The following is a 17,928-nucleotide window of genomic DNA, read 5'->3' as shown; positions in this document are numbered from 1 at the left end:
ATTTGTACATTGGCTGCAATAACTTTATCTACAATATGTTATCTGCTAATCTGATCAGGTTATACCGGGCAATATTATTGCAGGCTATTTTTATACCTTTTTTTGCCAGTGCGCAACATGGGGGCAAATCCGGATCAGATCGTATATTGCTTACCCCTATCTTAAAAAAAGCGAACGAATATTTAAAGCAACCGACATTGATCGACTCATTAGCTAACTATGCTTTCCGAAAAGCAAAGGCACAAAATAATACTGATAATGCCGGCCGTGCTGCAGGATTACTATTTGTGGCTAAGTTATCTTTAGATGCAAATCAGGCCTTACCATGGTACGATACCTCCATGTCCTATCTGCGTATTTCAAAAAACCAGCTTTGGATGGGGTATAATAATTTTAATATGGGTATACAATTAGGTAAAAAATATAAGTTTGAAAAGGGAATTAGTTATTTATTACAAGCGGTTAAAAATTTTGAGCAGGTAAAAGATACAGCTATGGTGGGATATGCTTATGTTGTAATTTCTAACACCCTGCATGATTTTGGCAATTATGAGAGCGGAAAAAAATATGCTCAAGTCGCCATCAATGTTTTACAATCAACATCAAAAGCTACAGCCGAGTTAAAGTGGCGGGCTATGAATGTTTTGGCGATTAATTACGATGATAATGAGGAATACAGAAAAGCATTATATGTGCATTTCAAAAATGTAAAAAACGTCAAAGGCAAACCTTTTTTGCTGGGCATAAATTATAATAATATAGGCAATACCTATCAAAAAATGGGTTACTTTATCAGGGCTAATAAATACCTGCTATTAGCATTACAACAACTAAGAAAGGCACCAAGCCCCTATGCTTTTGCCGGCACTTTAGGCAATTTGGCTAATGTAAACCTGGAATTAGGGAATATTAAAAAAGCGCGCTTCTATGCGGACTCTGCCCTTTATTACGCCAAAAAAAGTGGGAGTCCTGAGAAATTGATAGATACTTATGAGAATTTATATAAGTTGGATGTTAAAACTCATGATTTTAAGCAGGCGTTTAGTTATTTGAAACAACGAGCGGAATTGAAAGATTCTTTATTTAGTGCGAGTAAAGCGGAGATATTGTACGATCTGCAACTGCAATTCGAAACTGAAAAAAAAGAAAAGGAAAACCAGCAACTTAAATTCCAGTCGAATTTGCGGGCAGTAGCACGTGACCGGGCAGAAAGCGATAAAAGATTTATCATATACGCCGCAATAATAACTCTGATAGCACTTTGCTTAATATTCGGTTTAGTATATCGTAACACTATTGTAAAAAACAGGTTTGCCGAAGAACAGAAATTGAATAAAGCATTGCTTAATGGGGAACAAAACGAGCGTATCCGTATAGCACGCGACCTGCATGATAGCATTGGTCAGTTAATGTCAGTTGTTAAAATGAATGTGTCTAATCTTATGCATGACTATCCTAAGGATAACCATATTGATAACACACTTATACTTATAGACAAAACTATAACTGAAGTTCGGCATATATCTCATAATCTGATACCCGAAGAATTGAACTTTGGTTTATTTGCCGCACTGGAAGATATGTTTGAAAAAATAAATTCAGGTGTGGGTATAAAGGTTTTGTTTGATGTTGCCGATGCTACACATGAGCATCAGTTTAAAAAATCAACCCAATTATCTATCTATCGTATAGTGCAGGAAATAGTTGGCAATATCGTTAAACATGCAAAAGCAACACAAATAAATATTGAGGCAATAAGTAAAAACAGCCATTTAATAATTGCTATCAAAGATAATGGTGTGGGGTTTGACACTGATCAAATTAAAAACTCCAATGGAATAGGATGGAAAAATATAACCGCACGCGTAAATCTTCTAGATGGCATATTAAACATCCGGTCTGAGAGATTAAGTGGAACCCAAATTGAGATAATTATACCTGATGACAACGTCTAAAATCGACATCATAATAGCCGATGATCACCAAATGGTAATTGACGGCTTGCGAAGTTTGCTTGCACACAATGAGCAATACCAGATTATTGCCGAAGCAAATAATGGGCAGGCGGCGTATGAACTAATTGCGGCTGAACCCCAAAAGTTTCAGTTTCTTTTAACCGATATAAGCATGCCGCTTTTAACCGGCACACAATTATGCCGTATGGTAAAAAGTGAATTTCCGCACATACAGGTACTTATTTTAAGCATGTATAATAATGCCCCTGCAGTAAAAGAGGCTATTATGGCCGAAGCAGACGGTTACATACTTAAAAATGCCGGGCGAACAGAATTACTGCAAGCCATGCATCGTATTACCTGCGGTGGCACCTATTTCTCACAAGATATTGTACCTATAATCTACAATCAATATCATAAGCAAAAAGTACAAGACGAGCAATTAAACCAATTATCTATCCGAGAAAAGGAAATATTGAGCCTTATAGTAAAAGAGTTTACAAGCGAAGAAATTGCTGAGAAACTCTTTATCAGTAAAAAAACGGTTGATAACCACCGACAACATTTATTGGAAAAAACTCATAATAAGAGTACCGTTGGCTTAGTTAAATTTGCTATAAAAAGCGGATTGGAATAATATTTCAATCCTTAAATGACATAATAAACCTTGCGCCTTCGTTTATCTTACTTTCAATTTCAATATGGCCTCCTAAACTTATTACATAATTATAAACCAGGTACAAGCCAATACCCTTACTGTCGGAGTTGTTACTGAATTTTTGATTTAAACCGAATATACGGCCCTTTACTTTATCCATATCAAAGCCAATACCTTCATCTTCTACAATAAGTTGAACAACACCATTCATACGTCGTGAAGAAATATAAATAATAGGAAATGAACCGGGTTTAGCATATTTGATAGAATTGGTAATAAGGTTAAGAAATATACTTTCGAGATATGCCTTATTGAATTTAATAATTTTTTGTTCAGAGAAATCGAAGTTTATAATAGTGTTGGAGTTTTGTATTAATGATTGCAACGATCCTATAACAAATTCAAGGCATTTTTCTAGATCAATTTCCACAGTATTTATACGCAAAATATCCTTTTCGCTCAATTCATCAATATAATTATTTAATGTTTGCTTAAGATTTTCCGTAGCATGTTTAAGCATATCAATAAACAACAATGTTTCTTTATCCTGTATTTTAGATACGTCCATCACGCTAAAAACCGAAAGAAGGTTATTTACAGGCGCCCGCAGGTCATGTGAAGTGGTATAGGTTAACTGTTTAAGGTCATTATTGATTTTTGTGTATTTAGCAAGCAGGGCGTCTCTATCTTCCTCCAGCATTTTCTTATGGGTAATGTTTTTGGCGATAGCAAAAACTACTTTTTCGCTCTCAAACGGCATTGATGTCCACGACAGCCATACAATCTGGCCGCTTTTTGTAACGTACCTGTTTTCAAAATTAAGCAACGGCTTATTCCTGATCAGAACATCACGGTACTTGGCAGTAAGCACACGATCTTCATGATATATAAATTCGCTTATGGGTTTAGCAAATAATTCTTTATTAGTATAACCAAGTACTTTTGATACCGTTGGATTTATTCTTTTAAAATAACCGTCATAGCCTGCAATGCACAACAGATCAGGCGAGAGTTCAAAAAAAAGCTCCAGGTTAAATACATCGTTTAATGCAGGGGCGGTATTAAGTGATGTGTTGGCCATTGTGTTTTATTATGCTACCTATCTGTAAAAATAGTAAGATAAAACTTCATTATAGATTATCTTATCAGCTATATTAAATTACAGTGATGGACTTAAGAATTATTTAATTTTATTTACTATTTATTAATGATTGTTACTGCAAAAATGTGCTACAGTTTTGCTACAATTTTTAATAGTACTTTTATAAATCACATCAATATTTTTTATGACTGTAATAACTCCTCCCCGAAAGGATGTTGACCATCCACAGCAAATCAAAAAACATTCATCTTCGCTTCGCTTTTGGCATTGGGCCAATACTATTGTCATAACAGGCTCTTTGCTTACTGTATTAATTAATTCCACCATAACTGATCAGCGATCTGTTGCCGGGGTTGTAACGAGCGAACTAACAAATAGTGGCACCGAAGTTACAGATCAGCAAGCAAGAGGAATTGCCCATACTTTAAGTGATAACGTTTGGGCCATACATACTTATTTTGGTTATACGTTGGCCGCGTTGCTTTTGTTCCGGCTGATACTTGAGTCTTTTCAGGTGGCCGACCAAAAATTTATCCGCAAGATGAAAAGCGCCTACCATCAATTTAAAGTAACGAAAAAGAATCGCGAAACGGCAAGGCATGAATTAGGTGTAAAAATAACTTACAGCATTTTTTATATTTTATTAACCGTAATGGCACTTACCGGGTTGTTTTTAGCTTTTGAAGATGCGTTAGCTCCATTTAAATCCATAAGGCATTCTGTTAAAGAGGTCCATGGCTTTTGTATGTATTTAATTTTAGCATTTATTGCAGTGCATTTAGTCGGCATATTTTTAGCAGAACGAAAGGAAGGCAAGGGCATAATATCAGACATGATAAATGGCGGGGTTAATGATTAAACCAATTAGCTATAAATACCTCATCAATTAAAACAAATTAATCGTCTATACCTTTTACAATAAATCACTCAAATACATTATAATGCCGCATATTTCAGCAGTCTCAAAAATCGACCTGCCTTATAAAATAAAACAACCAGACGTAAAAGCACAGGCTCGGTCATTATTTGCTGAAAACTTTCCGCAGGTTGACAGACTTATACATGCTTTTGACAATACCGAAATCATTACCCGTAATTTTTGTAAGCCAATTAGTTATTATGCAGAACCTAATACTTTTGAAGAACGTAACGACGCTTATTTAAGCAATGCGCTTGAATATTCGGTTGCAGCAGTTGAAGATTGCGTAGTTAAAGCAGGCATTAACAAAGCTGATATCACAGACATTATTTTTGTATCTACAACAGGCCTGGCAACGCCAAGTATGGATGCGCAGATCATTAATAAATTGAGACTTAATCCGCATATTAATCGTACCCCAATATGGGGCTTAGGTTGTGGTGGCGGTGTATCAGGCATGGCAAAAGCAAATACACTGGCATTGGCAAACCCGGATGCTGTAGTATTGCTTGTTGCCGTTGAATTATGTTCATTAACACTAATAAAAAGCGACTACAGTAAAAGTAATTTTATTGGGTCCAGTTTATTTTCAGATGGCATAGCTGCATGTATTGTGATGGGTGATAATCATAAACAGCAAAGTGGTATTACATATGTTAACGCGAGCAGTAAATTATATTACGATTCGTTAGATGTAATGGGTTGGGATTTTAAAGATACGGGCTTTAAGGTGCTCTTTTCTAAAGATATCCCTACGTTCATTAATGATAACATCAAAGGAGATATTGATTCATTCCTGAAAAAACAAAACCTGGATTTGAAAGATATTAAAAATTTCATATTCCATCCCGGTGGTAAAAAGGTATTAGATGCATACACCAACACACTAAAGGTAGAGGGAGATTTTCTGAAAAATACCCGAGAAGTGATGAATGATAACGGAAACATGTCGAGCGTAACGGTATTGTATGTATTAGAAAAATTTATGACGGAAGGGTTTGAGGATGGTTACGGGTTAATGCTGGCGATGGGGCCGGGTTTTAGTAGCGAAATGGTGTTGCTTAATATGAAAAATAACTAAAATGTATTTTATCTTATTTATATGCTTCGTGATATTTCTGCGGTTAGCCGAGCTTGTTGTAGCCAAAAAGAATGAAAAATGGGCGTTAGACAATGGAGCTGTAGAATACGGAAAATCCCATTATCCGTATATGATATTATTACACACTCTTTTTATCCTATCCATAATAGTTGAATACTTGCTTCGCGGTGGGAATTTCAATAATATATTAATGTTCATTTTTATTTTACTTATCTCTTTCAAATTGTGGACCATAGCCTCCCTGGGAAAATACTGGAACACAAAAATATTAAGGGTACCTAACGCCGATTTTATAAAAAAAGGCCCTTATAAGATATTTAAGCATCCTAATTATTTCATAGTTATTTGTGAGATAATTGTAATCCCCATGGTGTTTGATCTTTATTATACTGCGATAATATTTACACTGTTAAACGCCCTTATGCTTTATGTTCGCATAAGAGAAGAAGAAAGAGCGTGGGGATTTAGATAATATTATTTATTAATCTACCTACCCTATCCCTATTTAAATTTAAGCGCCAGAGTAACTATATTACTATTTAACCCTGTTGACCGGATATAATGCCCGTATCTTAATTCAAAAGAATTTAGTTGCGGCAACCCAAAAACACCCCCCGGAGGAGACAGGCGAATATTGGCACCTATAAAATTACTATGCAATTTCGACAGATCATAATCACTGGTGTAGTAAATATCTGTTGGATCGTGCTGCCCGTAAGGTTTAAAATATCTCGTACCATTTTGTGTACTGTATCTGTAAAACGGACTAACAGATACGAAGGATGTAAGTTTAACCGGCACCTCTAATTCAGCGGTATGAGCCCTTATTCCCCAGTTATCCATATAATACCTGTAAAAAGCTCTAACAATAAAATGGTCATCTAAGAAGTAGTTAAGTCTTAATCCTATGGGCAATTTATATCGGTTATCAGGCAAATTTTCCACACGTTCTGATCCGTCCGTAAAATAATCGCGCTGATATTTGGTTGCTAATAACCCATGTTGATAAGATGGCTCGACAACCAAAAGAACCTGCATGCGTGTTGTAAGCACCTGCGAAAGCGAAAATGAAGTACTAAAAGAATTTCGTGGCTTATAATCAACCGGCCGATTATCATCGCGGTTTGATCCGGAGCCGTAGCCAGGCGGGCGGAGTTCTACAGGCAATATAACTTTCCAGGTATCTAAAAAAGCCTGCAATTTAAAATCAAACTGGGTGTTTTTATTTTTTGAAACCCTGGTCAAATTGAACCCACCACCGAAAGACTGATAATCAAACTCATGCGAATAGGATGCTGTGAAACCAAAAGCGTTTCCTGAATTATCATCACTATTGGTCCAGTTTAACGACGGATATACACGTGTGTCCTGCCTTGAAGCTGAAGAGATACTGTACGGATCTATTTTATCTGAAGATGCAGATGTATAATGGTCCACACCCAATTCAAATAAAAAGGTATTCTTTCGTACGTTTTTTCCGTACTTGGAAAGTTGTACATCAAATGTATTAGCAAAATCGTTTAACTTTTCTGTACCTATTCCACCTGTAACCGCAGAATTATTTCCGTTTTGATTATAATAAGCCGATACGAAATTGACCTCATCAAAAGTAAGTTCCTTTGATTTGTAGTTAGACGAGTCCTTAACAGGTTTGGTTTGTCCGTAGGATGCCACCATCCCCAGATACATGGCTGCCACACATAAATATATTTTTCTCATGATTTGGTGTTAACTATAGTTTAATTGATTAATTACAGCCACAACCACCACCACTTTTACCACCATTTGCACCGGAAGCACCTTCTCTGTATAGCTGAAAATTTTGTTCGAATTTTTGTGTCTTCCTGGCGTTAAGCTCCATTTCGGTATCGTTTATTCGGTTTTTTTGGTAAGATTTTACCGTTTTACATGATGACAGGCTATACAAAAGCCACAAACTCAGAATGGTGAAGTACAGAGTAACCTTCTTCATAATATTATTATTTGATATTTATATTTTTTGAAGTGTAAACGTTGTTATTACTATCAATTATAATACACGCAGTCTGTTGTAACTGATTAATCAGATCCAATCCAACCCTGACACCCATAACCAATACGGGAGTAGCCATAGCATCGGCGAATTCTGCGCTCGGGCTTATTATACTTACGCTTTTAATACCACTAACCGGTAGCCCGGTTTTAGGATCAATGGTATGTGAATACTTTTTACCGTTTATAATCGCATATTTTTCATAATCGCCTGATGTGGCAATTGCCATATCACTTATATTGAGTGTTGAAAAAGGTTTAAGATGTTGGTCTGGGTCGGCAATGGCAACTGTCCAGGGCTTCCCATTGGGTTGAGTTCCCCAGGTTATAAGATCACCGGCGGCGTTAACCACGCCGCTAAGTACATCCATTTTTTGCAATAATGACTTAGCTCTATCAGCAGCATAGCCTTTACCTATGCCACCAAAACCAATTCGCATTCCCTTCTCTTTCAGATAAACCGTTGTATGCTGCGCATCAAGGATCACATTTTTATAGTTTATCAATCTTACTGAATTACGGGCAGTTTCCACATCAGGAAGCGACTTCATGTGTACATCAAAGTTCCATAAGCTTTTATCTATCGAACCGTAGGTTATGTCAAAAGCACCTTGCGTAAGCGCCGATATTTTCAGTGCCCTGTCTATCAAGTCAAAAACTTCTTTGTCTACTTTAACAGCCCTAATACCCGCATTGGCATTTATCTCATTAGTTTGGCTATCATCATTAAAAGTTGTAAGCAATTTTTCAATACGACTTATTTCAGCTATTGCCAAATCAATTTTTTCATTCGCCTGTTCTGCATCATTACTTATAATAGTAATTTCAAAACGGTTACCCATTAATTTTACTATCCGCTTAAAAAACCCAGGCATTTGCAATAAATCGTTACTTGCCTGCACCTGCGTATTGGTTTATTTGTTCTACAAATTTTTCCGGAGACTCATTCGGATACCCATCCCATTCTTTTAATACAGCACCATGCTCATCAACCAATAAGGTAAAAGGGAATTTGCCATCCGGATTATATTTATCAGCCAAAGCTTCATTTAACTTTACTTGAACCTTGCTTAACTTATTCTTTTTTTGCCGGGGGAAATCAGCTCTTACCAGTATTAAATTATCTGAAGCATAATTTTCAAAAGTTGATGATTCTAAAATTTGCTTCCTTAGCATTATACATGGCCCGCACCAATCCGATCCTGAAAAATTGATAAGTATATGCTTATGAGTAGATACCGCCTCCTTTTTTGCGTCTTCAAAATTACCGAGCCAGCTCACATGAGAGATTGTTAATGTGAAAATTAAAATTGTTAATATTTGTTTCATATTTTTTTAGGTATTAAGAATAAACACGTAGTGAAGTATTGGTAAGAGTAGTGTTATAAACCTTAAGAGGTTGGCTATAGGGGCCTCCGGTTTGTATACCTTTTTCCGTAAAGGTTGCACCATGGTTATTGCAAAAAAACTGTTGGTTATTACTCTCATAGGTTAACGGATAATTAGCATGTGTGCAGGATTGCTGCACGGCAATGTATTCACCGGAATTAGTACGTGCAACTATAATACTGTTTGATACCACAAAGCCGCCGTTTACAAGTAGGTTGGCGTTCGCTTTTTCAGAAAGATCCAGTGTAAAGTCAACACCTTTTGGCGGATTATTTGCAGAGCCCGGCCCCATTGAAGTTTTAGAGCAGCCCGTACAGCTTAATGCTGTTATTGTAGCGGCGCTTAATCCAACCGCATTTAAAAACTCTTTTCTGTCCATCGTATTCTTTTTTTTATTGAAATAAATGAGCGACTTCAAGTCAAAAACAAGTAAGCTTTTTTATAGGTCAATAATACAGTCAGATTCTGTAGTTAGCATGAAATTTGGTTGATTTAACACCTTTTAACAATTACCTGATCAAGCATTCCTTTAATTAAAATTAATTTAATTCTGTATTAACATATCACACCATAACAGGCAACAAATAGTTTATTATGTATGTATATTTATAGCACATATGCACCAGGAAAAACACTTAAGAAGTTCAGACACCATACGTGATATAGTTATCGGGATGTCTGACGGGTTAACCGTACCATTTGCGCTGGCTGCAGGCTTGAGTGGGGCAGTAACTTCCTCAACGCTTGTAGTAACCGCCGGTATAGCCGAAATTGTTGCCGGCAGTATTGCAATGGGTTTAGGAGGCTTTTTAGCGGGCCGTACCGAGGTGGACCATTACAATGCTGAGTTAAAACGAGAATATGATGAGGTAGAACGCGTACCCGACCAGGAAAAGGCCGAAGTAAAAGAAGTATTTGCCGACTTTGGACTATCAGAAGCGCTGCAACAGCAAATAGCTGATGAAATGGCACGCGATAAAGATAAATGGGTGGACTTTATGATGCGCTTTGAATTAGGTTTAGAAGAACCGGTAGCTAACCGTGCGACCCAAAGTGCCATTACTATTGGAGTTTCTTATATAGCTGGAGGTATTATACCCTTATCGCCATATTTTTTTATTGAAAACTCACAAATAGCGCTTTATTACTCTTGTATATTAACTCTGATATGTCTTTTTGTATTTGGTTATTTCAAAAGCAAGGTAACCGGCCAAAAACCTTTCACTGGTGCAGTTAAAGTAGTTATAATAGGAGCGTTAGCAGCAGCGGCAGCCTTTATAGTCGCCAAAATTATTACATAATTAAAAAGGTCCGTAATAATTAATATTACAGACCTTATTTTTTTACGTTGTTTATTACCCGTGGGTTTCTAAACTATCTATACTAATATTTTTCTGCGGATACAAGTAGATAGTCTCTAACAAGGATTGAACAAGATATGATGAGTGCAGATTGTATTTTGCAAAGGTGGCCTCGTTACCAACCTTAATGGTAAAGGCCTCTTTAACATTTGCAAGCTTTTTAAACATATCTTCGTCTGTTTTATCATCGCCGATACAAAGTACAAAATCATAACTTTCTGTATTTAAAACCTTGCCTACAGCATTCCCCTTATTTACACCTTTATTACGCACCTCTATCACCTTATTGCCATTAAGCACATTAAGCGGCAATTGCGATGTTACCTCAGCAAGTTCTTCATAAAGCTCTTTCGCCCTTATGCTACCTTGCACCAAGTCGGCATTACGGTAATGCCAGGCCATAGCAAATTCTTTTTTCTCGATAAAAGTATGCGGACATTTAGATACATAATTATCCATTATCTTTTCAATCTTCAGCATCCAGTCTTTTATCTCGTCGGTAATTTCTGAGGCCCAGTTAGCACCTTTATGTCTTATTTTAGCACCATGTTCAGCAATAAGGCCTACGGGCAGATGTCCTAACCATGTTTCCAGAGTGTTACTATCACGCCCACTAACGATATACACATCATTGAGCGGGTTTTCAGAAAGCTCCTTTAATGTTTCTAATATTTTCTTTCCGGGAGATGCTAATGATGGTTTTTTGGAAAATGGCACCAAGGTACCATCATAATCCAGTAATATTAAACGCTTGTTCGCCTTTGAATAATTCTCCAACAGCAGGGCTTTAGCAAAGCTATCGAGGAATTTTATCTCAAACTGCAATTGTAAGCCTTTTACATGTTTCAGTTGGCCAAAAAAGTCGGCCGCCCATGAGTTTACATCGTATCGGCTAACGCGCTTTTGCATAGCTATCATTCTTTCTTCCTGTTCTTCCACACCCATCTCCAATCCGGTTTTTATCATATCCGCAATTTCGGTAGTGTCATTAGGGTTAATTAGCAGCGCCTCGGTGAGTTCCCTGGCAGCGCCAGCCATCTCGCTGAGTATAAGCACACCCTTTTTATCTTTACGGCTGGCTACAAACTCTTTTGATACCAGGTTCATGCCATCACGAAGCGGCGTTATAAGTGCAAGATCGCAAACTGTATATAAAGCAACCAGCTCCTCAAATGACAGGTGGTTATAATGGTAGATTATGGGTTGCCAGTTAATGTTGCCCATAGTACTGTTCATGCTGCCTATATACTCATCCAGCATCCGCTTCCTTTCCACATATTTTTTTATAGAGTCGCGGGATGGCACTATTACCAGAACGAAAACCACCTTACCAATATATTCAGGGTTTTGTACTAAAAACTTCTTGAAACCCTTGAGCCTGCTTTGCAGCCCTTTAGTATAATCAAGCCTGTCTACAGAAAATATCATCTGCTTATCACCTTTTAACTCCAGATAATCATTTTTCACCTGTGAATTATCTACTTCATCATAGGCATCATTAAACTGTTGGTAATCAACACTTATTGGAAAAGCATCGGCTTTAATCTGTCTGTTTTCCCATGAAAGATATTGACCATCGCGTTCAACCTTATAAACTTTTTCCACTGAAGAAAGGAAGTGAGAAGCGTAGTCGAGAGTATGAAAACCAATAAGATCTGCACCTAACATTCCTGATAATATTTCGCGTTGCCACTGCTTCGGAATAACCCGGAACAACTCATACGATGGGAACGGTATATGTAAAAAGAAGCCAATGGTTATAGTAGGGAATTTTTTGCGGAGCATTCCGGCTAACGGCAACAGGTGATAATCATGCACCCAAACCACATCGTCCTTTTTTATATGTTTAGCTAATAACTCTGCAAATATTTTATTTGCGTTTATATATGCGTCAAAATAATTAGAATTATACTCAGCAAAAGAAGGGAAATAATGGAAAAGAGGCCATAGTAATGAATTGGAAAATCCGTTATAATATGACTGATATGTTTTACTGTTCATAAACACAGGCATATAGGTATAGTCCATTTTTTCCTGCAGATTATTAGCGCTATTCCAAACTTTTTCGCTGCAATCGGTAACCCCGGCCCAAATAGTTTCATTAAAAGTATCTGCTCCGCCACTACCTAAATAAGCAGTTATGGCAGATATCAGTCCGCCGGATGATTGCCTTATAGTAGTTCCGTTTTCAGTTTGTTCAACTGTTAATGGTAATCGGTTAGAAATAATGAATAATTTTTTTTGCATGAATATTTTTAATAAAAAGTAGTATTAATAATGCTGAGTTACCCGGATGTGCCAGCTATTGCTTACAGGTAAAGCGTATTCAAAAAAAGAGAGCTAAACTATAAATGTTAGTACAACACCTGTGTTATATAAGCGCAACAAAGGTACAAAATTATATTTAGCCCTGTTTTCTTCCTATATAACTGCTCGCTCATCATTATTAAAATTTTCTGTAAATCTGTAATGCCATTGGCAAACCCGGCTTAATAAGCTAATTAAATAAGCAATTATAGCCGAAATTTGTTTTTAAATAAGTGTAAAATTATGATGGTTTTTAAGTTAGCTTTTTGCTGATAAATGCATTTCACATAAAAAAATCCAAACAAATACTTGTGGTGTTTGATATTATATAATAGTTTGCGAACACACACAAAATTTACCGCTACTTAAATAAACATGGAGAAACATACATACGCTACAGGTCTTATAGGAAACTGTGCGTTTTTAGCGCACATACATAAAAACACCAATGTAGCATGGTTGTGCTGGCCAAAATTTGATAGTACATTTGTTTTTGGCAGCTTATTAGATACTGAAAGAGGCGGCGAATTTTCAATACTCCCGGAAGGTGAATATACTTCTAAACAATACTATATTGAAAACAGTAACGTATTGTGTACCGAAGTAACGGATGAACGAGGCAGTTACCGAATCACCGATTTTGCGCCCCGTTTTTATCAGTACGAGAGATATTTCAGACCGTTAATGCTGATCCGTAAGATTGAGCCGATAAGCGGACAACCACGCATACGGGTAAAGTGCGCGCCGGTATGCGATTACGGCAAGCAGAAATTAAAATTACGTCGGGGCAGCAACCATATAGATTATGCCGGTTGCGAAGAAACCATTCGCCTCACTACCAGCATCCCTGTTAGTTACATTGTCGACGAACAATATTTTCAGCTTACCGAAGCTAAATATCTGCTGCTATCCTACGGAGATCCATTAGAGGCAGCGTTAGAATCGACCGCAGAAAGTTTTTTAAGGTCGACATTAAGGTACTGGCAAACGTGGATAAAACACTCTGCTATTGCAGGATTTTACCAGAAATATGTGATCCGGTCGGCCTTGGTTTTAAAAATACACCAGTATGAAGATACCGGGGCTATTATTGCCGCAAGCACAACCAGCTTGCCGGAGTACGATCAAAGCGGACGTAACTGGGACTATCGCTATTGCTGGTTACGTGATACGTACTACGTGCTTACTTCGTTAAATCATATTGGTCATTTCGAAGAGATGGAACAGTATTTTAACTACGTAACCAACATATCTTTTTCAGAAGGAGAAGAGTTTCGTTATCAACCCCTGTATGGCATTACGGGTAAAAAGAAACTCATAGAAAAAGAGCTTGATTATTTAAGTGGTTACCTGGATAATAAACCGGTACGTATTGGCAATCAGGCTTACGAGCATATCCAAAATGATATTTACGGGCAAGTATTAATTTCCCTGCTGCCTCTTTATACTGATCACCGATTTATTTTCAGGGAGAGAAAAGATTCCGACCGTTGGGTAGAATCGTTGCTTAACAAAATAGAGCGTACGCTCGATGAAAAGGACGCCGGAATATGGGAGTTCCGGAACATAGCCAACATACATTGTTACAGTAACCTTTTTCAGTGGGCCGGTTGTAACGCAGCCGCGAAAATGGCTATAACCATTGATAACAAGGAACTGGAAGCCCGGGCCAATGCTTTAAAGGACCGTGCCGCGGCACATATTGAAAGCTGCTATGACCCGGTGCGTAAAGTTTACACCAATGCTGCCCATGTGCCACATCTGGATGCCAGCACGCTGCAGCTGATAATGATGAATTACCTTGATCCAAATTCCCAAAAAGCAAAGGACCATTTAATTGCACTCGAGAAAGAGCTAAAAACAGATAATGGTTTATTTTACAGGTATTTATATGCTGATGATTTTGGCAAACCTAAAACAACATTTTTGATATGTGCTTTTTGGTATGTTGAAGCACTGGCTTGTGTAGGTCGCCTGGATGATGCCATCCGTGAATTTGAGAACCTGATGAAATACTGTAACGACCTGTTATTATTCAGCGAGGACGTTGATGAAAATACCGGCAGCCAATGGGGTAACTTTCCGCAGGCATACAGTCATGTGGGTTTAATGAACGCCGCCTACCGTATTGCCATGAAACTGGACAAACCCATATTTTTATAAGATTACATTGTCAACAAAAAGCCTTCAGTTTAAAATCTGAAGGCTTTTTTGCGTAAAAGGATATATATTGCATATAAAATTCTTCATTTTATAAAATGCATACTATCTTTAATGCGTTAAGTGTACACAATAATGCCCCTGTTGTTATAGTTGACCATTAAATCCAAAAAAACCTTTTTTATGCGCTACAAATATACCTTACTTATTGTGTTTAGTATTTTGGTGCTTGGCTGTACTAAAAAATCATCCAAACCAAGAGTTTTAGTTTTCACCAAAACCGCCGGATATCACCATGAATCTATACCCGCCGGAGTAGATGCCATTATGAAGATGGGGAATGAAAACAATTTTGATGTAGACACCAGTTCTGACTCGACAAGCATTAGCGAAGAAAATTTAAATAAATACGCCGCGGTAATATTTTTAAATACTACGGGTAATTTATTAAGTAATTATGAACAGGCCGATCTGCAAAGGTATATGGAAGCCGGGGGTAATTTTGTGGGTGTACATGCTGCTTCAGATGCCGAGTACGACTGGCCGTGGTATGGCCGTTTGGTAGGCGCCTATTTTGACAGCCATCCACAGATACAGGAAGCCACCTTGCATGTTGTTGATAAGGATCACCCTTCAACTAAAGACCTGCCTGATGAATGGAAAAGAACCGATGAATGGTATAACTTTAAAAATATCAGTAAAGATATTCACGTGCTGATAAAACTCGATGAAAAAAGCTATAAAGGAGGTACAAATGGCGATAATCATCCTATAGCCTGGTACCATGATTTTGAGGGCGGCAGATCTTTTTATACCGAGATGGGACATACTGACGAATCTTATTCTGACCCCACTTATTTAAAACACCTGTTAGGCGGTATAAAATATGCCATTGGGGATAATGATGGTTTGGATTACAGTAAGTGTACTACATTACGTGTTCCTGACGAAAGTCGCTTCACAAAAACATCATTAATACAGGGCACCTTTTTTGAACCTACAGAAATGACCATATTACCCAATCTGGATATATTGGTAGCACAACGCCGTGGTGAAATAATGCTTTATAAGAACAGCACCAAAAGTGTAAAACAGGTAGGCTTTTTAAATGCCTACTGGAAAACGCATACACCAGGTGTTAATGCAGAAGAAGGTGTTTTAGGTATTAAAGCCGATCCGGATTTTAAAGACAACCACTACGTATATATTTATTATAGCCCTGCGGATACATCCGTAAACCGCTTGTCACGATTTACATTTGTAAACGATACTATCGACAATAAATCGGAGAAAGTAATATTACAACTATATTCTCAACGCGAAATATGCTGTCATACAGGTGGTTCCATAGCGTTTGGTAACGATCACACTTTATTCCTTTCAACCGGGGATAACTCCACTCCTTTTGATGAAGGTAAAAACAACAAGTATGACACCCATGCATTTGCGCCTTTAGATGACCGTCCGGGTCATCAGCAATATGATTCCCGCAGATCTGCCGGAAACAGTAATGATCTGAGAGGTAAAATTTTACGTATCAACGTACAATCAGATGGTACTTATACTATCCCGGAAGGTAATCTGTTTAAACCCGGCACACCAAAAACCCGTCCGGAAATTTATGTAATGGGCGACAGAAACCCTTACCGCATTTCGGTAGATAAGAAAAACGGCTTTTTATACTGGGGCGAAGTTGGCCCGGATGCAAATGCCGATAGCCTGGATACCCGTGGCCCGCGTGGTTATGATGAATTTAACCAGGCACGTAAAGCAGGTTTTTTTGGATGGCCGTTGTTTATAGGTAACAATATACCCTATCACCCTTACAATTACGATACTGGCGTATCCGGCCCGGCTTTTGATCCGCAACATCCGGTAAATAATTCACGAAACAATACAGGTATCCAAAACTTACCACCTGCGCAACCGGCATTTATATGGTATCCTTACGGACCATCTAAAGAATTCCCTCAGGTAGGTTCTGGCGGCAGAACGGCTATGGCAGGGCCTGCTTATTATACAGATATGTACCCGGAAGCAACCCGCATGCCCGATTACTTTGATAAAAAAGTTTTCTTTTATGATTGGATCCGGGGATGGATAAAAGTATTAACATTACAACCAAATGGCGATCTGGATAAAATGGAACCATTTATGGCCGGAACCAAGTTTAACGCGCCAATTGATATGGAAACCGGCCCGGATGGCAAAATTTATATTCTGGAATACGGTTCAGGGTGGTTCGCTAAAAACAAGGATGCCGGACTTGCCCGTATAGACTATAACAGTGGTAATCTTGCACCTGAAGTAGGAACCATAACAAGCAATAAAACTTCAGGCACGCTTCCGTTGAAAGTTTCATTAGCTGTTGAAGCAAAAGATCCGGAAAAAGGAAAAGTAGTTTATACCTGGAGCTTAGGCGACGGTACAACTAAGTTCACTACCGAGCCAAAATTAGATTATACTTATACAAAGGGCGGTAGCTATATAGTAAATGTTACCGTAAAAGACGATCAAAATGCAGAGACTAAAGGCAAGCCTGTTACTATAATGGCAGGGCAGCAATTAAGCAGTGCCGAAATGGCCAATGCAAAAGCAAATGCGGCAGGAGAAGCATTAATGCTATCGCTTGATTGTAAAGTTTGCCACAAGGTTGATGAAAAATCAATAGGGCCTGCTTTTACAGATGTATCAAAAAAATATCCTCATAACAAAGCCTCAACCGATCACCTTACTCAAAAAATAATAAAAGGCGGTACAGGTGTTTGGGGCGATGTATCGATGCCTGCGCATCCTAATTTAAAACCCGATGATGCTGAAAAGATAATTGGCTGGATATATTCTCTTAAATAATTAACTACTGATCTTATACTTACGGTGAATATGATTAATATCATATTCACCTTTTATTTTATCTGATTAATCAAAATTAAATTTCCATCTG

The 17,928-nt window shown here is 37.8% G+C and carries 15 protein-coding genes; 8 read left to right on the top strand and 7 right to left on the bottom strand.

Annotated features, from left to right (window positions below):
* The first annotated feature begins 35 nt into the window (after window positions 1-35).
* On the top strand, window positions 36-1,955 hold the full coding sequence (locus tag I5M19_RS05175) for a tetratricopeptide repeat-containing sensor histidine kinase (protein WP_200064888.1): 1,920 nt from the start codon (window positions 36-38) through the stop codon (window positions 1,953-1,955).
* On the top strand, window positions 1,942-2,592 hold the full coding sequence (locus tag I5M19_RS05170) for a response regulator transcription factor (RefSeq protein WP_200064885.1): 651 nt from the start codon (window positions 1,942-1,944) through the stop codon (window positions 2,590-2,592). The genes I5M19_RS05175 and I5M19_RS05170 overlap by 14 nt, the downstream gene beginning before the upstream one ends.
* Window positions 2,593-2,596: 4 nt before the next feature.
* Here I5M19_RS05170 and I5M19_RS05165 read toward each other — a convergent pair whose 3' ends face one another.
* Window positions 2,597-3,694 carry a PAS domain-containing sensor histidine kinase gene (locus I5M19_RS05165; protein ID WP_200064882.1) on the bottom strand — a complete coding sequence of 366 codons (1,098 nt, stop codon included), beginning with the start codon at window positions 3,692-3,694 and terminating at the stop codon, window positions 2,597-2,599.
* A gap of 205 nt (window positions 3,695-3,899) precedes the next feature.
* On the opposite strand from I5M19_RS05165, the gene I5M19_RS05160 reads away from it, so the two are divergent.
* The 3 genes from I5M19_RS05160 to I5M19_RS05150 all read left to right on the top strand — a co-directional run bounded on the left by I5M19_RS05160 (window position 3,900) and on the right by I5M19_RS05150 (window position 6,208).
* Window positions 3,900-4,574 (top strand): cytochrome b/b6 domain-containing protein, encoded by a 675-nt coding sequence (locus I5M19_RS05160; RefSeq protein ID WP_200064879.1) that lies wholly within the window; start codon window positions 3,900-3,902, stop codon window positions 4,572-4,574.
* An 82-nt stretch (window positions 4,575-4,656) separates the two neighbouring features.
* The gene (locus I5M19_RS05155) at window positions 4,657-5,715 is read left to right on the top strand and encodes a type III polyketide synthase (protein WP_200064875.1); all 1,059 of its coding nucleotides are present in this window, start codon (window positions 4,657-4,659) and stop codon (window positions 5,713-5,715) included.
* 1 nt (window position 5,716) lies between these two features.
* On the top strand, window positions 5,717-6,208 hold the full coding sequence (locus I5M19_RS05150; RefSeq protein ID WP_200064872.1) for an isoprenylcysteine carboxyl methyltransferase family protein: 492 nt from the start codon (window positions 5,717-5,719) through the stop codon (window positions 6,206-6,208).
* Between the two features lie 29 nt (window positions 6,209-6,237).
* Here I5M19_RS05150 and I5M19_RS05145 read toward each other — a convergent pair whose 3' ends face one another.
* The 5 genes from I5M19_RS05145 to I5M19_RS05125 are packed head-to-tail and all read right to left on the bottom strand — an operon-like array spanning window position 6,238 to window position 9,535.
* Window positions 6,238-7,455 carry a DUF3570 domain-containing protein gene (locus I5M19_RS05145; protein ID WP_200064869.1) on the bottom strand — a complete coding sequence of 406 codons (1,218 nt, stop codon included), beginning with the start codon at window positions 7,453-7,455 and terminating at the stop codon, window positions 6,238-6,240.
* Between the two features lie 28 nt (window positions 7,456-7,483).
* On the bottom strand, window positions 7,484-7,708 hold the full coding sequence (locus I5M19_RS05140; protein WP_200064865.1) for a DUF4266 domain-containing protein: 225 nt from the start codon (window positions 7,706-7,708) through the stop codon (window positions 7,484-7,486).
* Window positions 7,709-7,715: 7 nt separating this feature from the next.
* Window positions 7,716-8,642 (bottom strand): FAD:protein FMN transferase, encoded by a 927-nt coding sequence (locus tag I5M19_RS05135; RefSeq protein ID WP_235985762.1) that lies wholly within the window; start codon window positions 8,640-8,642, stop codon window positions 7,716-7,718.
* A 13-nt stretch (window positions 8,643-8,655) separates the two neighbouring features.
* Window positions 8,656-9,096 carry a thioredoxin family protein gene (locus tag I5M19_RS05130; protein ID WP_200064862.1) on the bottom strand — a complete coding sequence of 147 codons (441 nt, stop codon included), beginning with the start codon at window positions 9,094-9,096 and terminating at the stop codon, window positions 8,656-8,658.
* A gap of 13 nt (window positions 9,097-9,109) precedes the next feature.
* Complete coding sequence (locus I5M19_RS05125; protein ID WP_200064858.1) at window positions 9,110-9,535, bottom strand: QcrA and Rieske domain-containing protein; 426 nt, start codon at window positions 9,533-9,535, stop codon at window positions 9,110-9,112.
* 238 nt (window positions 9,536-9,773) lie between these two features.
* On the opposite strand from I5M19_RS05125, the gene I5M19_RS05120 reads away from it, so the two are divergent.
* Window positions 9,774-10,457 carry a VIT1/CCC1 transporter family protein gene (locus I5M19_RS05120; RefSeq protein ID WP_200064844.1) on the top strand — a complete coding sequence of 228 codons (684 nt, stop codon included), beginning with the start codon at window positions 9,774-9,776 and terminating at the stop codon, window positions 10,455-10,457.
* Between the two features lie 54 nt (window positions 10,458-10,511).
* Here the strand turns inward: I5M19_RS05120 and I5M19_RS05115 are convergent, their stop codons facing one another.
* Window positions 10,512-12,764, bottom strand: a complete 2,253-nt coding sequence (locus I5M19_RS05115; RefSeq protein WP_200064842.1) for a bifunctional alpha,alpha-trehalose-phosphate synthase (UDP-forming)/trehalose-phosphatase — start codon at window positions 12,762-12,764, stop codon at window positions 10,512-10,514.
* Window positions 12,765-13,199: 435 nt separating this feature from the next.
* On the opposite strand from I5M19_RS05115, the gene I5M19_RS05110 reads away from it, so the two are divergent.
* On the top strand, window positions 13,200-14,987 hold the full coding sequence (locus I5M19_RS05110) for a glycoside hydrolase family 15 protein (protein WP_200064839.1): 1,788 nt from the start codon (window positions 13,200-13,202) through the stop codon (window positions 14,985-14,987).
* Between the two features lie 180 nt (window positions 14,988-15,167).
* Window positions 15,168-17,837, top strand: a complete 2,670-nt coding sequence (locus tag I5M19_RS05105) for a ThuA domain-containing protein (RefSeq protein ID WP_200064836.1) — start codon at window positions 15,168-15,170, stop codon at window positions 17,835-17,837.
* The last annotated feature ends 91 nt before the right edge of the window (window positions 17,838-17,928 follow it).

This window comes from Mucilaginibacter segetis (assembly GCF_016522075.1).
GTDB classification, from domain to species: Bacteria; Bacteroidota; Bacteroidia; order Sphingobacteriales; family Sphingobacteriaceae; genus Mucilaginibacter; species Mucilaginibacter segetis.
The sequence above is the reverse complement of the archived record's forward strand: the minus strand, read 5'-3'. Positions and strand labels throughout refer to the sequence as shown.